14 protein-coding genes and 1 pseudogene are annotated in these 14,798 nt (G+C 45.6%); 14 read left to right on the top strand and 1 reads right to left on the bottom strand.

Annotated elements, in window-relative coordinates; genetic code table 11:
• Positions 1-14: 14 nt before the first annotated feature.
• From ACTNBR_RS07285 to ACTNBR_RS07295, 3 genes and pseudogenes are all read left to right on the top strand, one after another.
• Positions 15-416, top strand: a pseudogene (locus ACTNBR_RS07285) (DUF362 domain-containing protein); the annotation flags it as partial.
• A 186-nt stretch (positions 417-602) separates the two neighbouring features.
• The gene (locus ACTNBR_RS07290) at positions 603-761 is read left to right on the top strand and encodes a hypothetical protein (RefSeq protein WP_441017983.1); all 159 of its coding nucleotides are present in this window, start codon (positions 603-605) and stop codon (positions 759-761) included.
• A 15-nt stretch (positions 762-776) separates the two neighbouring features.
• Positions 777-3,452 (top strand): response regulator, encoded by a 2,676-nt coding sequence (locus ACTNBR_RS07295; protein WP_441017981.1) that lies wholly within the window; start codon positions 777-779, stop codon positions 3,450-3,452.
• 88 nt (positions 3,453-3,540) lie between these two features.
• Here the strand turns inward: ACTNBR_RS07295 and ACTNBR_RS07300 are convergent, their stop codons facing one another.
• Positions 3,541-4,053, bottom strand: a complete 513-nt coding sequence (locus ACTNBR_RS07300; RefSeq protein WP_441017979.1) for a helix-turn-helix domain-containing protein — start codon at positions 4,051-4,053, stop codon at positions 3,541-3,543.
• 204 nt (positions 4,054-4,257) lie between these two features.
• Here ACTNBR_RS07300 and ACTNBR_RS07305 point away from each other — a divergent pair, with 204 nt between their 5' ends.
• From ACTNBR_RS07305 to ACTNBR_RS07355, 11 genes are all read left to right on the top strand, one after another.
• Positions 4,258-4,404, top strand: a complete 147-nt coding sequence (locus tag ACTNBR_RS07305; RefSeq protein WP_427806013.1) for a hypothetical protein — start codon at positions 4,258-4,260, stop codon at positions 4,402-4,404.
• Entirely contained in the window at positions 4,398-4,616 is a 219-nt protein-coding gene (locus tag ACTNBR_RS07310; protein ID WP_441017977.1) for a hypothetical protein, read from the top strand. Before ACTNBR_RS07305 ends, ACTNBR_RS07310 begins: the two co-directional genes overlap by 7 nt.
• Positions 4,617-4,676: 60 nt before the next feature.
• Positions 4,677-5,435, top strand: coding sequence for an AIM24 family protein (locus ACTNBR_RS07315; protein ID WP_441017975.1), 759 nt, complete (start codon positions 4,677-4,679; stop codon positions 5,433-5,435).
• 102 nt (positions 5,436-5,537) lie between these two features.
• Entirely contained in the window at positions 5,538-6,527 is a 990-nt protein-coding gene (locus ACTNBR_RS07320; protein ID WP_441017973.1) for a helix-turn-helix transcriptional regulator, read from the top strand.
• A 186-nt stretch (positions 6,528-6,713) separates the two neighbouring features.
• Entirely contained in the window at positions 6,714-8,123 is a 1,410-nt protein-coding gene (locus ACTNBR_RS07325) for an NAD(P)/FAD-dependent oxidoreductase (RefSeq protein ID WP_441017971.1), read from the top strand.
• Entirely contained in the window at positions 8,120-9,397 is a 1,278-nt protein-coding gene (locus ACTNBR_RS07330) for an NAD(P)/FAD-dependent oxidoreductase (protein ID WP_441017969.1), read from the top strand. Before ACTNBR_RS07325 ends, ACTNBR_RS07330 begins: the two co-directional genes overlap by 4 nt.
• 13 nt (positions 9,398-9,410) lie before the next feature.
• The gene (locus ACTNBR_RS07335) at positions 9,411-9,764 is read left to right on the top strand and encodes a DUF1667 domain-containing protein (protein WP_427806007.1); all 354 of its coding nucleotides are present in this window, start codon (positions 9,411-9,413) and stop codon (positions 9,762-9,764) included.
• Between the two features lie 24 nt (positions 9,765-9,788).
• A complete protein-coding gene (locus ACTNBR_RS07340; RefSeq protein ID WP_441017967.1) occupies positions 9,789-10,718 on the top strand; it encodes an alpha/beta fold hydrolase in 930 nt (309 codons plus the stop codon).
• Between the two features lie 318 nt (positions 10,719-11,036).
• The gene (locus ACTNBR_RS07345; protein WP_441017965.1) at positions 11,037-11,726 is read left to right on the top strand and encodes a hypothetical protein; all 690 of its coding nucleotides are present in this window, start codon (positions 11,037-11,039) and stop codon (positions 11,724-11,726) included.
• A complete protein-coding gene (locus tag ACTNBR_RS07350) occupies positions 11,723-12,631 on the top strand; it encodes a class C sortase (RefSeq protein ID WP_427806004.1) in 909 nt (302 codons plus the stop codon). Before ACTNBR_RS07345 ends, ACTNBR_RS07350 begins: the two co-directional genes overlap by 4 nt.
• Positions 12,598-14,784, top strand: coding sequence for a hypothetical protein (locus ACTNBR_RS07355; RefSeq protein WP_441017963.1), 2,187 nt, complete (start codon positions 12,598-12,600; stop codon positions 14,782-14,784). Before ACTNBR_RS07350 ends, ACTNBR_RS07355 begins: the two co-directional genes overlap by 34 nt.
• The last annotated feature ends 14 nt before the right edge of the window (positions 14,785-14,798 follow it).

The following is a 14,798-nucleotide window of genomic DNA, read 5'->3' on the forward strand; positions in this document are numbered from 1 at the left end:
GCTAAACTATAGTTCATTATGATTCGATGCTGGTTCTGTCTCACTTTAAGGGGCATCCGATGGGAGGCTATGGCGGCGCATTAAAGCAATTATCGATCGGAGTGGCTTCTTCCTATGGTAAGGCATATATCCATGGAGCCGGTGTGCCGGAGTATATCTGGACCTCAGATCATGATTCGTTTCTGGAGTCCATGGCAGAGGCGGAAGATCCGTGTCTAAATGATATCGGTATTCTGGTATCGACAGATCCGATCGCGGTGGATCAGGCCTGCATTGATCTGGTGTATGCCTGTGATGATCCCGGCAAAGCACATTTCCTGGAGCGGATTGAAAGCCGTAATGGGATCCATACAATTGAGGCTGCTGCGGCATTGGGATATGGCACGAGGGAGTATGAGCTGATCGAGGTTGAATAAGAGAATCCGGAAGCGTTGTCGCCTCGGATCAAAGGATAAAATTACGGCAGAATATTTGAGAAAAACTATGTAATCACTCGTAACCGCACGAAAAAGAAACACAATGTGGAATTTCGCCTTGATAGAGCTTTGCCGGAAATGTATAATTAAAATCAGACAAAGTATACCAATTCCCGGGGGTGTATCATGAACGAGCTTTCACAAAATCTGTTAAATCAGGAGCAGGCAATCAAGCATTTTCTGCATGATTACGCAAATAAAGAAAAGGGCGGACAAACGATTCAGAATATTCTTGCTGACGCAGGAAGATATTATGATGCGGACCGTGCCTATATTCTGGAATGAAACGCACAGCGAACTATGGTCAATAATACATATGAATGGTGCCGTGAGGGGATTCCGACTAAAAGTAATGGACTTCAGGGTATTCCTGCAGATATGGTTGAAAGCTGGTTCAGGCTGGTTAAAGAAAGAGGAGAATTCTTTATCTCGTCTCGGGATGAGGATTATGTTCCCGAATCAGAGACCTATCAGATTCTGGAGCTGAGAGGGATCGACAGTGCAGGGGGTTCGCCGCTTGTGGTGGATGGCGAGATCATAGGCTTTTTCGGAGTAGATAATCCCAAACGGAATACCGGACATCTTCTGCTTCTATCTGTTATTTCATCGACTTGCTGTATTGAGATTGCGAACAAACGACTGGAAGATTCTAATAAAGCATTAGAAGAACGGATGAAGATCATCCAGTCATTGAGTGAAATTTATACATCGGTATATTATATTGATCTTACAAAGAATTATTTTACAGAGCTCTCATCGGTATCTGATGTACGTACGCACATCGGAGCATCCGGTGATGCACAGGAACGGCTGAATTATTTTTCCCATCATATGGTGACTCCTGACTGCACGGATGAGTTACAGGTATTTGCGGTCTTTATCCGGATCTATTCTGGGCACACATCGGAAAGTCGGATTATTCTGGGATTCCGAAATGTCGATTCGATCGTGGAAGAAGAAAGAAAACATATCAAAACTTTGGAGACACAAAGTGAGATTATAGAGGGAATTGGCTCAGAGTACTATTCTGTTCTTCTTGTTGATCCGGAAACGGATACCGTGACCACTTACCGCGCACAGGATGAAGACGGCCGTGCTATTGCGGAGCATTTTTGTAAGCATAATGGCTGTTGGTCAAAAGGATTGCGCAGTTACGCAGAGGAACTTGTTTCGGAAGAAAGCCGCGGTGAATTTATCGAAAAACTGTCGTTGGATCATATTCGTGCAGACGGCGAAGACTACTCTTTGACTTATGAAAAACATACAGATGACGGAACCATATATCTGCAGGCAAGGGTTGCGTTTGTAGAGAAAAAAGACGGTGGTTTCGTCGCTGTAGTCGGTACCAGAAATGTAGATGATCTGATCAAGAAGGAGCGCCAGCAGGAAATGGCACTGCAGGCAGCATTTGATGCGGCAGAAGCGGCAAATAAGGCTAAGACGGATTTTCTGTCCAATATGTCCCATGATATCCGCACACCTATGAACGGCATTATCGGAATGACGGCAATTGCCGCGTCGCATATTGATGATAAAGAGCGGGTTCAGGATAGCCTTCAGAAAATTACTCAGGCGAGCAAACATCTGCTCAGCCTGATCAACGAAGTTCTGGATATGAGTAAAATCGAGTCAGGAAAAGTGGATCTGATCGAGGAAGAGTTTAAACTTTCCGACCTGGTGGATAATCTGCTCTCTATGACCAGTTCACAAATCGCAGAGCACCATCATGAGCTTTCTGTCAACATTTCCGGTGTGATCCATGAAGAGGTAATCGGTGACAGCCTCCGCATCCAGAAGGTGTTCACCAATCTGATGGGAAATGCGGTAAAATTCACACCGGATGGCGGAAAGATCCGGCTCTCTATTTCTGAAAAACCTTCGAACCAGGCGGAAATCGGCTGCTATGAATTCGTTTTTGAAGATAACGGAATGGGGATGAGTGAAGAATTCATGGAGAAGATTTTTGAACCGTTCACCCGAGCAGAAGATGGACGCGTAAATAAAATACAGGGGACCGGTCTTGGTATGCCGATCAGCCGGAATATTGTCCGCATGATGGGAGGAGATATCAAGGTTGAAAGTAAGCCGGGAGTCGGTTCGCGCTTTACGGTGACGATGTACCTCAGGCTTCAGGAAGGCTCGGATGTACAGTATGACAAATTTGTTGATCTGGATGTACTTGTGGCGGATGATGATGAATTAAGTCTCGAGTCCTGCTGCGGCATGCTGAATGATATGGGGATGAAAGCCGAGGGTGTGTCTACAGGGGCCGAGGCTGTTGATCATATTGTGCTTCACCATAACCAGAAGCGGGATTATTTTGCTTGCATTATTGACTGGAAGATGCCGGATATGGACGGGATTGCAACGACAAGAGCAATACGGAAAGCCGTGGGAAATGACGTGCCGATCATAATCATCTCTGCCTATGACTGGTCGGATATTGAGCAGGAGGCCAGAGCGGCCGGTGCAAATGCATTTATCAGTAAGCCGCTGTTCCGCTCCAGACTGACAAAAACGTTCAATACTCTTGCAGGAGACGAGAAAGCACAAGAACCGAATATACCGTTTGTTGATCTGAAAAATATGGATCTGACAGGCCGCCGCGCGTTGCTGGTAGAAGATAATGAACTGAACGCAGAAATTGCAACAGTCATCCTGGGAACAACGGGGCTCGCAATCGAGCATGTGGCTGACGGTACGGAGGCCGTTGACAGAATGGCATCATGTAAGGACGGTTATTACGATATCATCTTTATGGATATCCAGATGCCGCGGATGAACGGGTATGATGCTACCAGAGCGATCCGCTCCATGGATCGGAATTACTGCAGACAGGTACCAATCGTTGCCATGACGGCAAATGCATTTGCGGAGGACGTACAGGCGGCCAAAACGGTTGGTATGAATGAGCATATTGCCAAACCGCTTGATCTCAAATCGCTTGCCAGAACACTGGACAGATGGTTGAACTAATGTAAGAAGGATGACAGAATATGTAACAATTTGAATCTATTTTGCTGAGAGTCTGGCTGTTTGCCAGGCTCTTGCGTTATGAGCAAAATTATTTTCTGTGAATGATTTCTTCCAGTACTTGTTTGTCAATCTTCCCGGAAGCAATGGTGTGATCCAGCCACAGATTCAGGGAATCGATGGCAAGAGCCATTTTCGACAATTCATCTTTGATTCTAAGAAAATCAGGCAGTTCATCTTCCGTAAGTTCGCCGTCTACTGTTATTTCAATAAGACGTTCCTTCGCGTGTGACAGCCGATTCAATGTGGCTAGCATCTCCAGGGTAATCTGGGAGAGTTCTTTTGCATGAATCTCAGGTACATACTCGATTCCAATCGGGCATTCATGAGAGCAGAAATAGTTGCATAAAGAAGGATTTTTGTAGCAGTCTGCCATCGCAAGTACCTCTTCCGGATGCGGCAGTGTCCGTTCATTTTCGATTTTTTCAATACGGTCAGAAGAAATGAAGCCAAGTTTCTCGGCTGCTGCTTCCCGGGAATATTCCATATTTTCCCGGCTGATCTGATAAATATTTTTAATTTCTTTTGTTGATTTTCTTCCCATAATAAAATCCCCCTAATTAATCTGATCCTGAAAATATTATATATGATATTGACAACGAAGCGAATTTATTTATTCTTAAGATTTACTTTATATCACCTCAAAAAAGGAGAAATAGATGATACTAATTCGCAAATGATTTTGTTTATTTGAAGGAAGGATTCAAGTATAATATTGGCATAATCTGGCGGAAAGGAGAATAGGAAGATGAGTATAGAACAGAGAGTCAGGATGTGCCTTATGATTGAGAGAATACACGAACAGAAAGATTACAGTAAGATACTTGGACTGGAAGAAAATTCAAAATTCCATGGGAAAAGAATCGCAGAAGAGGAGGATGAAGAACGATGTTAACATTCATATTTACAATTTTCATGTTTTTGATATTTGGAAAAATACTTGTTTTTGCGGTGAAAGCAGCATGGGGAATTTCAAAAATCATAGCCAGTGTTGTGCTGCTTCCGTTATTTTTAATCGGCCTTGTGGCAGTCGGCCTGATTAAAATTGCATTTCCGGTGTTGCTGATCGTGGGTGTGATTTCACTGTTTGCGCCGAAGCGTTTATAGGAAAAACGTACTGCTAAAAGTTATTTTTAAGTCTAAAAACTAATAAAAGGAGAATGAAAAATGTATCAGATTAAAAATTTTATGGAAAACGATGATGTGAAGGTAATTGATTCTTTGGGAGCATTTTCAGTGGTTGAGTACCAGCGCGACTTAAGTGTTATGCCGGAAACGGCAATGGAAGCATTTTATGCGAGCCAGATGAATGTTCGAAAAAGGCAGGTTGTCTGTGATGTCTCCAAATCGAATGTGACGGTTCAGGCAGGCACGATGCAGTGGATGGTCGGGAATGTAAAGGCCACAACGGGAATCAAAGGCGTCGGCGATCTGTTCGGAAAAGCAGTGCGCGGTTCCGTGACAGGAGAATCGGCAATCAAACCGGAATATACCGGAGACGGAACATTGGTGCTTGAACCGACGTATCAACATATTTTGCTGTTGGATTTAAGCGAATGGAATGGTTCGGTTGTGCTGGATGACGGACTCTTTCTTGCATGTGAATCCTCATTAAAACACAAAGCAGTGATGAGGTCGAATCTGTCTTCCGCAGTTGCCGGAAATGAAGGATTATTCAATCTGGGTATTCAGGGAAACGGAATCGTCTGTCTCGAATCACCCTGCCCGAAAGAAGAGTTGGTGGAAGTTACGCTGGATAAGGATGTTTTGAAAGTAGACGGGAACTTTGCTATTGCATGGAGTGGCAGTCTGGAATTTACCGTGGAGCGCTCCGGGAAAAGTTTACTCGGATCGGCAGCATCGGGAGAAGGGTTGGTAAATGTGTACCGCGGAACCGGAAAGGTGCTGCTTGCACCGGTCAGATAGTAACAAAGTTGCAGGTCTTGCATTGAACTTGTTTGTGGAGAATGATAATATGATATCAGACATTACAAATATCTGGTCTTGATGCGAGGAGAAAAGATTGATATGCCAAAGGGAACGAATCAGAAATTTAAATTATACCGGGTTGCACAGATCATGCTGGAGAGGACGGATGAAAATCACTATATCACAATGCCGGAACTTCTGGAGGCGTTAAGAGAGTATGATATCACCGCAGACAGAAAGAGCGTTTATTCGGATTTGAAAGATCTGGAAAAGTTCGGGGTTGAGGTTGCGGGAGAGCCGGTGGGTAACCGGTACCATTATCACGTGATCGACCGTCCTTTCGAACTTCCGGAACTGAAGCTTCTGGTGGATGCGATCCAGTCTTCCAGGTTCATCACAGAACGAAAATCGAATGCATTGATCAAGAAGCTGGAAAAACTGGTCAGCAGATATGATGCAATGAAGCTGCAGCGCCAAGTATATGTATCCGGGCGAATCAAGACCATGAACGAGAGCATTTATTATACGGTCGACGCGATCCACAATGCGATTTCGGAGAATAAGAAAATCCGTTTCCAATATTTTCAGTGGAATGTAAAGAAACAGATGGAACTGCGCCATGATGGAGCTTATTATCAGATTAGCCCATGGGGACTTTCATGGCATGATGATAATTATTATCTGGTTGGATATGATTCGGAGGCCGGGAAGATCAAGCATTACCGTGTAGATAAGATGCTGCATATCCAAATGTGTGATGAAGCCAGAGAAGGGAAAGAACATTTTAAGAAACTGGACATGGCTGAATATGCTAAGAAGAGTTTTGGAATGTTTGGAGGAAAAGAATGTCAGGTCAAACTTCTGGTAGATAATGCGCTGGCGGGAGTTATCATTGACAGGTTCGGGAAAGATGTGATGCTTGTCCCGGTGGATGAGGAGCGTTTTACAGTGAATGTGAAAGTCTATGTCAGCGGGCAATTCCTCGGGTGGATTATTTCGCTTGGAGAAGGAGTGAAAGTGGTTGGACCGGATGATGTTGTGGAAATGATGAAAGAAGAGATTAAAAGGTTGACGCGACAGTATGTATAGGGGGGAATGTGGGAAGGGGACATAGCCACCCCTTTAAAGCAGATCAAGGAGCTTCTTGAGTTGCTTTTTATTGTACCGGGAAAAGTTTCGTGATAGAATTAAGGTATAAATTTTGCCGGTTGATTGGAGATGCCTGGAGCAACCGGGTAACACGGACAGGGATTTGCCTAAGGAGGATGATAGAAAATGAAAGATGTCATCATTATCGGAGCCGGTGTATCGGGATGTGCAGTGGCAAGAGAGCTCTCCAGATATGAACTGGATATTTGTGTACTGGAGAAGGAAAGTGATGTATGTGAAGGCACCAGCAAAGCCAACAGTGGTATCGTGCATGGGGGATTTGATGCGAAACCGGGAACACTGAAGGCGAAGCTGAATGTGCTGGGAAATCAGATGATGGATGAGATGGCGGAGAAACTGGATTTTCCTTTCCGGCGCAACGGGGCTATGGTCGTGTGTCAGAGCAAGGAAGAGATGGCGGTACTCGAGGAGCTGATGGAGCGCGGTAAAAAGAATGGAGTTGAGGGAATGGAGATGCTGAGCCGCAGTCAGGCGCTTCTTCTGGAGCCGAATTTGGCCGATACCGTATATGCAGCGATTCATATCCCCTCCAGTGGAATCGTATGTCCATTTGAAATGAATCTCGCCTATGCAGAAAATGCAGTGCAAAATGGAGTTCAGTTTCATCTGGAGACAGAGGTGAAGCAAATCGAGAAAATGGAGAATGGATTTCGTGTTCTGACCGATAAAGGAATGTTCGAAACACGATTCCTGATCAATGCGGCTGGAGTGTATGCGGACATATTTCACAACATGGTCAGCAGGGAAAAAATCCATATTACTCCACGCAGAGGGGAGTATTGTCTGCTGGATAAAAACGCGGGCAATTTGGTTGAACGTACGATTTTCCAGATCCCGACTCCAAAAGGAAAAGGAGTGCTCGTGACGCCGACTGTGCATGGGAATCTGTTGATCGGGCCTACAGCCGCCGATATTACGGATAAAGAAGGAACCGAAACAACATCCGATGGACTTGAAGAAGTTATGAAAAAGTGTACAAAATCCGTTAAAAATATCCCGAAACGGCAAATTATCACTTCGTTTGCAGGACTTAGGGCACATGAAGACGACGGTGATTTTATCATTCAGGAAGTGAAAGACGCAAAAGGATTTATCGATGTGGCAGGCATAGAATCGCCGGGACTTTCCAGTGTACCTGCGATAGGTGTTTATGTTCGCGATATTATGACAGGGCTCACAGAATTGTGCGAAAAGAAAAAATATTGTGAACATAGAAAGAGAATTACTCGCATTTCGGAGCTTTCAAGAGAAGAACAGAATGGTCTGATTCAAGAAAATCCGGCATATGGCCAGATCGTTTGCAGATGTGAGGGTGTTACAATGGGAGAAATCCTTGACGCGATCCACCGCCCTCTGGGAGCGACGACGTTGGATGGCATCAAGCGGAGAACGCGTGCAGGTATGGGACGGTGTCAGGCTGGATTCTGCACGCCTAAGAATATGGAGCTTCTTGCGGAAGAACTTCATCTGGAACTGAAGGATATACGGAAAACCGGAAGGAGGGATGCAAGATGAGAAGCTGTGATCTGGTTATTATCGGAGGCGGACCGGCAGGACTGGCGGCGGCTGTGGCGGCAAAGAAAAAAGGAATCAATGATATCCTTGTGATTGAACGGGACGAACGTCTGGGTGGTATTTTGAATCAGTGCATTCATAATGGGTTTGGCCTGCATACCTTTAAGGAAGAGCTTACAGGCCCGGAATATGCAGATCGTTTTATCCGTCAGGTGCAGGAGTTGGGGATTGTGTGTCAGACGAATTCCATGGTGCTGAACATCACGTCGGAGAAAAAAGTGACGGTTTTAAGTCGCACGGAAGGGATGCAGGATATCCAGGCTAAATCGATTATTCTTGCCATGGGATGCCGGGAGCGGCCGCGAGGGGCTCTGAACATTCCTGGGTACCGACCGCAGGGAATCTATACAGCCGGAACAGCGCAGAGGCTGGTTAATATGGAAGGATATCTTCCCGGAAAAGAAGTTGTGATTTTAGGTTCCGGGGATATAGGGCTTATTATGGCGCGCAGAATGACACTGGAGGGAGCCCATGTTCAGGTAGTGGCAGAGCTGATGCCATATTCCGGCGGCCTAAAGCGGAATATCGTTCAGTGCCTGGAGGATTATGGAATTCCTCTGAAGCTTTGCCATACGGTGATCGACATCAAGGGGAAACAAAGACTGGAAGGTGTTACGCTTGCGGAAGTGGACGAAAACGGAAGACCGATACCGGGAACGGAGGAAGAATACTGCTGTGATACACTGCTTTTGTCCTGTGGTCTGATTCCGGAAAATGAACTGTCGCAGGGAATGGGTGTCCGGATGAATCCGGTTACGAACGGTCCCGTTGTTGACGAAAGTCTTGAGACCAGCATTCCAGGGGTGCTTGCCTGTGGGAATGTACTGCATGTGCACGATCTGGTGGATTTTGTGTCAGAAGAAGCAAAATGTGCGGGAGAATGTGCAGCAGATTATATCCTGGGCCAGCTTGACAAAGCAGGAAAACGTGGAATTGCGATCGAGGTGGAAGGCGGAATTCGTTATACGGTTCCGGCAGAAATCTTGCCGGAACGCATGCGGGGGAATCTGAAAGTACGTTTCCGGGTGGGAAATGTATACCGCAATTGCTACATCAGTGTGTATTTGGATGAGAAACGGATTGCGCATAAAAGAAAACAAATTGTGACTCCTGGAGAGATGGAAGAGGTTATTTTAGAGAAGGAACAATTAGAAGGGGCCAGCCGGCCTGAGAGGATCAGGATTGTTTTGGAGTGCGGTGAAAAGCAGGATTGAGGTGAGCGGAAATATGGAGAAGAAGGTATTGACTTGTATCGGATGTCCCATGGGCTGTGAGCTTCAGGTAGAGATGGAAGACGGCAGCGTGATCAGTGTTTCCGGAAATACCTGTAAACGTGGGGATATTTATGCAAGGAAAGAAGTGACGAATCCGACCAGAATTGTGACGACGACAGTGCGTTTAAGCGGAGGCGGTGTAGTTCCGGTAAAGACGAAGGAGGATATTCCGAAGGAGAAGATCATGGACTGTGTCCGGGAATTGAAACAGCTTGTAATCGCAAGACCGGTTCAGATTGGCCAGGTGATTCTCGAAAATGCAGCCGGAACGGGAGTACCTGTGGTTGCAACTGCAAACAAAAAATAAGCGGTGGAAGGGGAGAAAAAACGGATGAAAAGGAATTTATACTATACTTCGGCGGATGGCGAGACGAGAATCCATGCGATTCTGTGGATACCGGAAGGAGAAGTCAGAGCGGTTCTTCAGATCAGTCACGGGATGGTGGAATACATCGGCCGCTATGAGCGATTCGCAGAGTATCTGAATGAATACGGAATCTGCGTAGTCGGAAATGACCATCTGGGACACGGAGAATCGGTAATTTCTGATGAGAAGCATGGTTTCTTTAAACAGCCGGATGGAAATGAATGCGTAATAAAAGATATTCATAAATTGCGTTTATACATGGGAAAGCAATATCCGAATACTCCCTATTTTATGTTGGGACACAGCATGGGATCATTTTTGATCCGACAGTATATGATGCTGCATGGGGAAGGTCTTTCCGGAGTGATCGTAATGGGAACCGGGGCACAGCCGGAACCGGTTCTGGTTCTGGCGAAACTTCTTTGCAGAGCGATGGCAGCATGCAAAGGATGGGAGTACCGGAGTAAGCTTGTTGACCAGCTTGCATTTTCTGGAAATAACAAAAAGTTTGAACCTGCCCGGACGCCGCAGGACTGGCTGACAAAGGATGAAAAAATCGTTGATGCTTATCGGAAAAATCCGTGGTGTACGTTCACATTTACACTGAACGGATTCTATCAGTTGTTCCGGACGATTCAGTTTGTTCAGCGCAAAAAGAACATTCAGAAAATCCCGAAAGATCTGCCGCTTTTCTTTGTCGCGGGAAGCGATGACCCGGTGGGGAATTTCGGAAAAGGTGTCCGGAAGGTGTACGAGTCCTGTCTAAAGGCCGGGGCTCAGAATGTAGAATTAAAATTATATGAGAACGATCGTCATGAAATCCTGAATGAAACGGATTATATGGATGTATTTGAAGATTTGCGAAAATGGCTGGAAGAAAATTTTGAAAAATAATGCTTGAATTTTCAAAAGTTATGTGATATTGTAAATGCAATCTCAGAAAACATTCTCAGATTCGTTTCGTGTAACTGGCTGCACGATTTCTGAACAGATTCAGTATTATTGTTTTATCAATTGATTCCATTTATTTAAAATTATATTTATACAAAATTATACAAAATCTTTCATGGCGCACTTTTTTGTGCGCCATCTAAGGACAGAATCTTTTCTGTCTCAAATATCATATCGTTCATTCTGTATCGAATGAATACCACTTTAATATTTTAACAGGATATTGCTTTAAAGTGCATATCAAAACAAAGGAGAGTGCGAATGATTCGTAAAAGAAAAAGACAGATTTTGTCGAAAGGTCTGGCTTTCTTCTTCCTACTGACTCTGCTGTTGCAGACGGTTACGGTACGCGCCGGAGAACAGGATAGCTATCATTCAGATGCCCGGTGCAGCCTGACAATCGAATTGAAGGATCTGGGAACAAGGCCGGAACATACTGTCTTCGACATTTATCAAGTCGGAACGGTTGAGGCAGAGACATCCCTTCATTTTCGATTGCTGGACAGGTACCGGAAAACGGGGATCAATCTGAAGCGGATCCGTCTGGCGGAGGAACAGGAAGAGGCAGCCGCGAAGCTGACCGGTGTGCTGAATGAGGACACACTGGTTGCAGAGATGGAATCCGGAGAAAATGGGGTGCTTGCCATCGTCGATCTGGAACAGGGGGCTTATCTTGTCAGGCAGAAAGACCCTGCCGATTATGGAAATGTCGCGCCGTTTCTGGTGTTCCTGCCGTATGGAACGAGTGAGAAATGGGAATATGACCTGAAGGTTTCGCCCAAAGCGGAACGCCTGGAACAGGATAAAACGCCGCTGCCGGAAATGCAGATTCAGACACATGTCCTTCCGATCGAAACAGGGGATTCATCTGAAGAGGTGATCTATGTGGCGTTATCCGTGGGTATGCTGTGTATTTTAATTATTTTAGTAGAAAGGAAACAAAAAAGTTGAAAAGAAAAGTATCTTTGATGGTATTTGTTTTCTTCTATCTTAGCTGTATTGCTATTATGGATTACCCTTATCTGGCGCGTATATATAACGGCCGTGTTCAGGGAAAGGCTGTGACAGAGTATGAAGAGACCATTGAAAAAATGGACCGGAACATGTGGCAGGAACAATTGGAGAGAGCTGAGAGGTACAACTGTTTCCTTGGCTCGGGAACGGAAGAGAGGCTGGAAGATCCTTTTGGAAATACATCTCAGAACCATCGAGAATATGAGGAACTTTTAAACGCGGGAAAAGAAGGGATTATGGGGTGGATCGAGATACCTCAAATACAGGTCACACTGCCCATTTATCATGGCACTTCTGAAAATGCACTCCAGAAAGGAGCAGGTCACCTGGAGGGGAGTTCTCTTCCGGTAGGCGGAACGGACACACATACGGTGATATCCGCACACCGGGGACTACCCAGCAAAAAGATGTTTACGGACCTGGATCAACTGGAAACAGGCGATCTCTTTTACATTCATGTGTTTCAAAAGATCCTGGCTTATCAGATTACGGAAATAGAAACGGTAAGACCGGATGAAACAGGGCCTCTGGCAATCCGTAAAGGGGAGGATCTGGCAACACTGGTCACTTGCACACCGTATGGAATGAATACGCATCGGATGTATGTTCATGGGAAGAGAGTTCCTTTTGAGAAAATCACAGGAGAAAGCACCGGGACAATCGAGATGGAGAGGTGGATCCGGGAATACGGGTGGCTTTGCCTGTCCATTGTACTGATTGTATGGCTTTTGATTCTAATAATACGTTTTTGCGGAAAAAAGGAAGATGCAGTCAGAGCAAGAAAGAGAAGGAGGAGAAAGGTAAAAAAATGCGGGAAACAAAATCAATCTGGAAAAAAGTGACGGTAGCTCTTTTTGCGGTGTTTATTCTTGCGCAGGCTGTTCCAAGAATACTGTCCGCAGAAGATAATACGGCAAATTGGACACTGGATGTGTATTATGTGAATGAAACGTCCCTCTATGATACGAAGAAGACGCAGGATTTTACGTTGAAATATCAGATGGAGTTCCATACAAATCAGGATCTGGGGGAAGGAAGCGTAGAGATCCGGATTCCAAAAGTGTTGCTCACCTATCGGGACGGCACGGAAATTCTTCCGGCAGATATTGCCGTGCCGGCGGGAACACCGGAGAATCCGACAGATGGGAAGAATACGCCGTTTAATTACTATGAAGAAGAGGATGAACTGGTATTTTTCAATTATAAGGAGATGCGTTCCGGGTCAAATGCGGCATTTCAAGTATTGTATAAGAACCTGGCTGTCATGAACATTGTTGACATGACAGAATGGTCGCTGACACCCAGGATTCAGGTGACTACAGAAAATGACACAGAGACGGCTGAACTGAAGCCGCTTACGGGGCGTGTGGACACCTATGCATCACTTGGCAGTGTGACGAAAACAACGTATGTAAGCGGTCAGAGCTATACGCCCGGACTTTATACAAAAAAGCAGGCAGAAGCATTTCTTTCGGGAAAGCTTCCGGAAGAATACGAGGAACATTTTGAAAATTACAAATATGTAGTCTGGGAAGTAAAAGCAAATGGAAATGGTACACAGCCATTTACACTCAAAATGGAAGAAACACCGAAGACTGCGGACCAGACGGCAGGGAGTATTGTCGGTATTAAAGTAAAGCGGGGATTTACCGTGGTAAGTCCGATTGATTATTCGGCCGGCACGGTAGAAATACGGGCGTCGGGCAGGCAGGATTCCTGGTCCGGAAGTCTCTATGTAGTGACGGCATATCCGGCAGAGGCAGTCACGGATGGGACGGTGCTGAACAACGAGGCGGCGATGATACTGATGCCGATAGACGGAAAAGATCCAGAACAGAAAAAGACAGGATCGGCCTCATGGACTTACAAAGAATATGAGTGGATCTATCCGGGCGATATTCTGAATGTGAATAAAGAGCAGGATCAGACATGGGAGAGCTGGCTGGAAGTATTCCGGTATGCAAAGGCGAATCAGGAAGATAAAGGAGCATTTCCATTTTCGACAAAAAGTATATGCCGCGGGTATGGTTACACACATGAGCTTTCCGGAAGCGAGATGGGAACATATCGGGAGGGAAGCAGCTATACGGTCAGCACCTTTGACGATACCGTCTGCGCTTATCTGTCTTCCGAAAAAAATGCCAGAGCAATGACGGGAGAAGATTATTACTTCTCGGAAGTTAAGATCATACAGAAAGACCGGGGATATGATGTGTGGGAAAATGATTTTGAACAGCCGGAACAGAATGAGGATGTGGACCAGAAGCTGGCTGTTTATGCGGTCTTTGCAGACACGGATCCGCGGGGAAACGGGGAATGGGAGCATATCGCAGATGTCGGTTGGAATGAAGAAGGAGAGATGACTTATTCTTTTACAGAGGCGCAGCTTGCGAGAAAACCATGGAAAGTCAAGGCGGTACATCAAAGCATCAATTATCAGACGACATGCGAAATATATGTGCAACTTCGGCTACGCTATGATTCCCCGGTGATGGAGGAACTTCTTGCAGCAGATCCGGACCAGATTATTCTGAAAAACAGTTCCGGCGCCGAGGTGCTGCACGATGGCGGACAGTTGACGATGCAGGACGATGCGGCAATTAAGCTTTCCAAAATGCAGATGCATGCGGCAGCTTATAAGACGGCAAAGACGACAAACGATGTGGTAAACGGCAGGGCGCAGGTGGAATATTGCCTGACCGCACATGATGGCTACCTGGTAGAATCCAATGAGGATGCAGTATATTTGAAACAAAATGGCGTGAAGAGTCCCGGAAGAAAGCATCTGGTATTTTATGATCTTCTTCCATATGGGATGAGATTTGATCCTTCCGGAGAAGTGATCGCTGGGCGTCTCAAGAATCTGAGTTATTCCGGTGTGTACAATACACCACAAAGCTGGGATACCACACAGGTGGAAGTGGAAATGGATTCCGAGAGAGATGTGATTGAAAATTATAAGGGAACCGGGAGAACGATGGAATCTTTCATTTGACATATCAAGGAACG

The organism is Bariatricus sp. HCP28S3_F11 (assembly GCF_052065395.1).
Classification (GTDB): domain Bacteria; phylum Bacillota; class Clostridia; order Lachnospirales; family Lachnospiraceae; genus Allocoprococcus.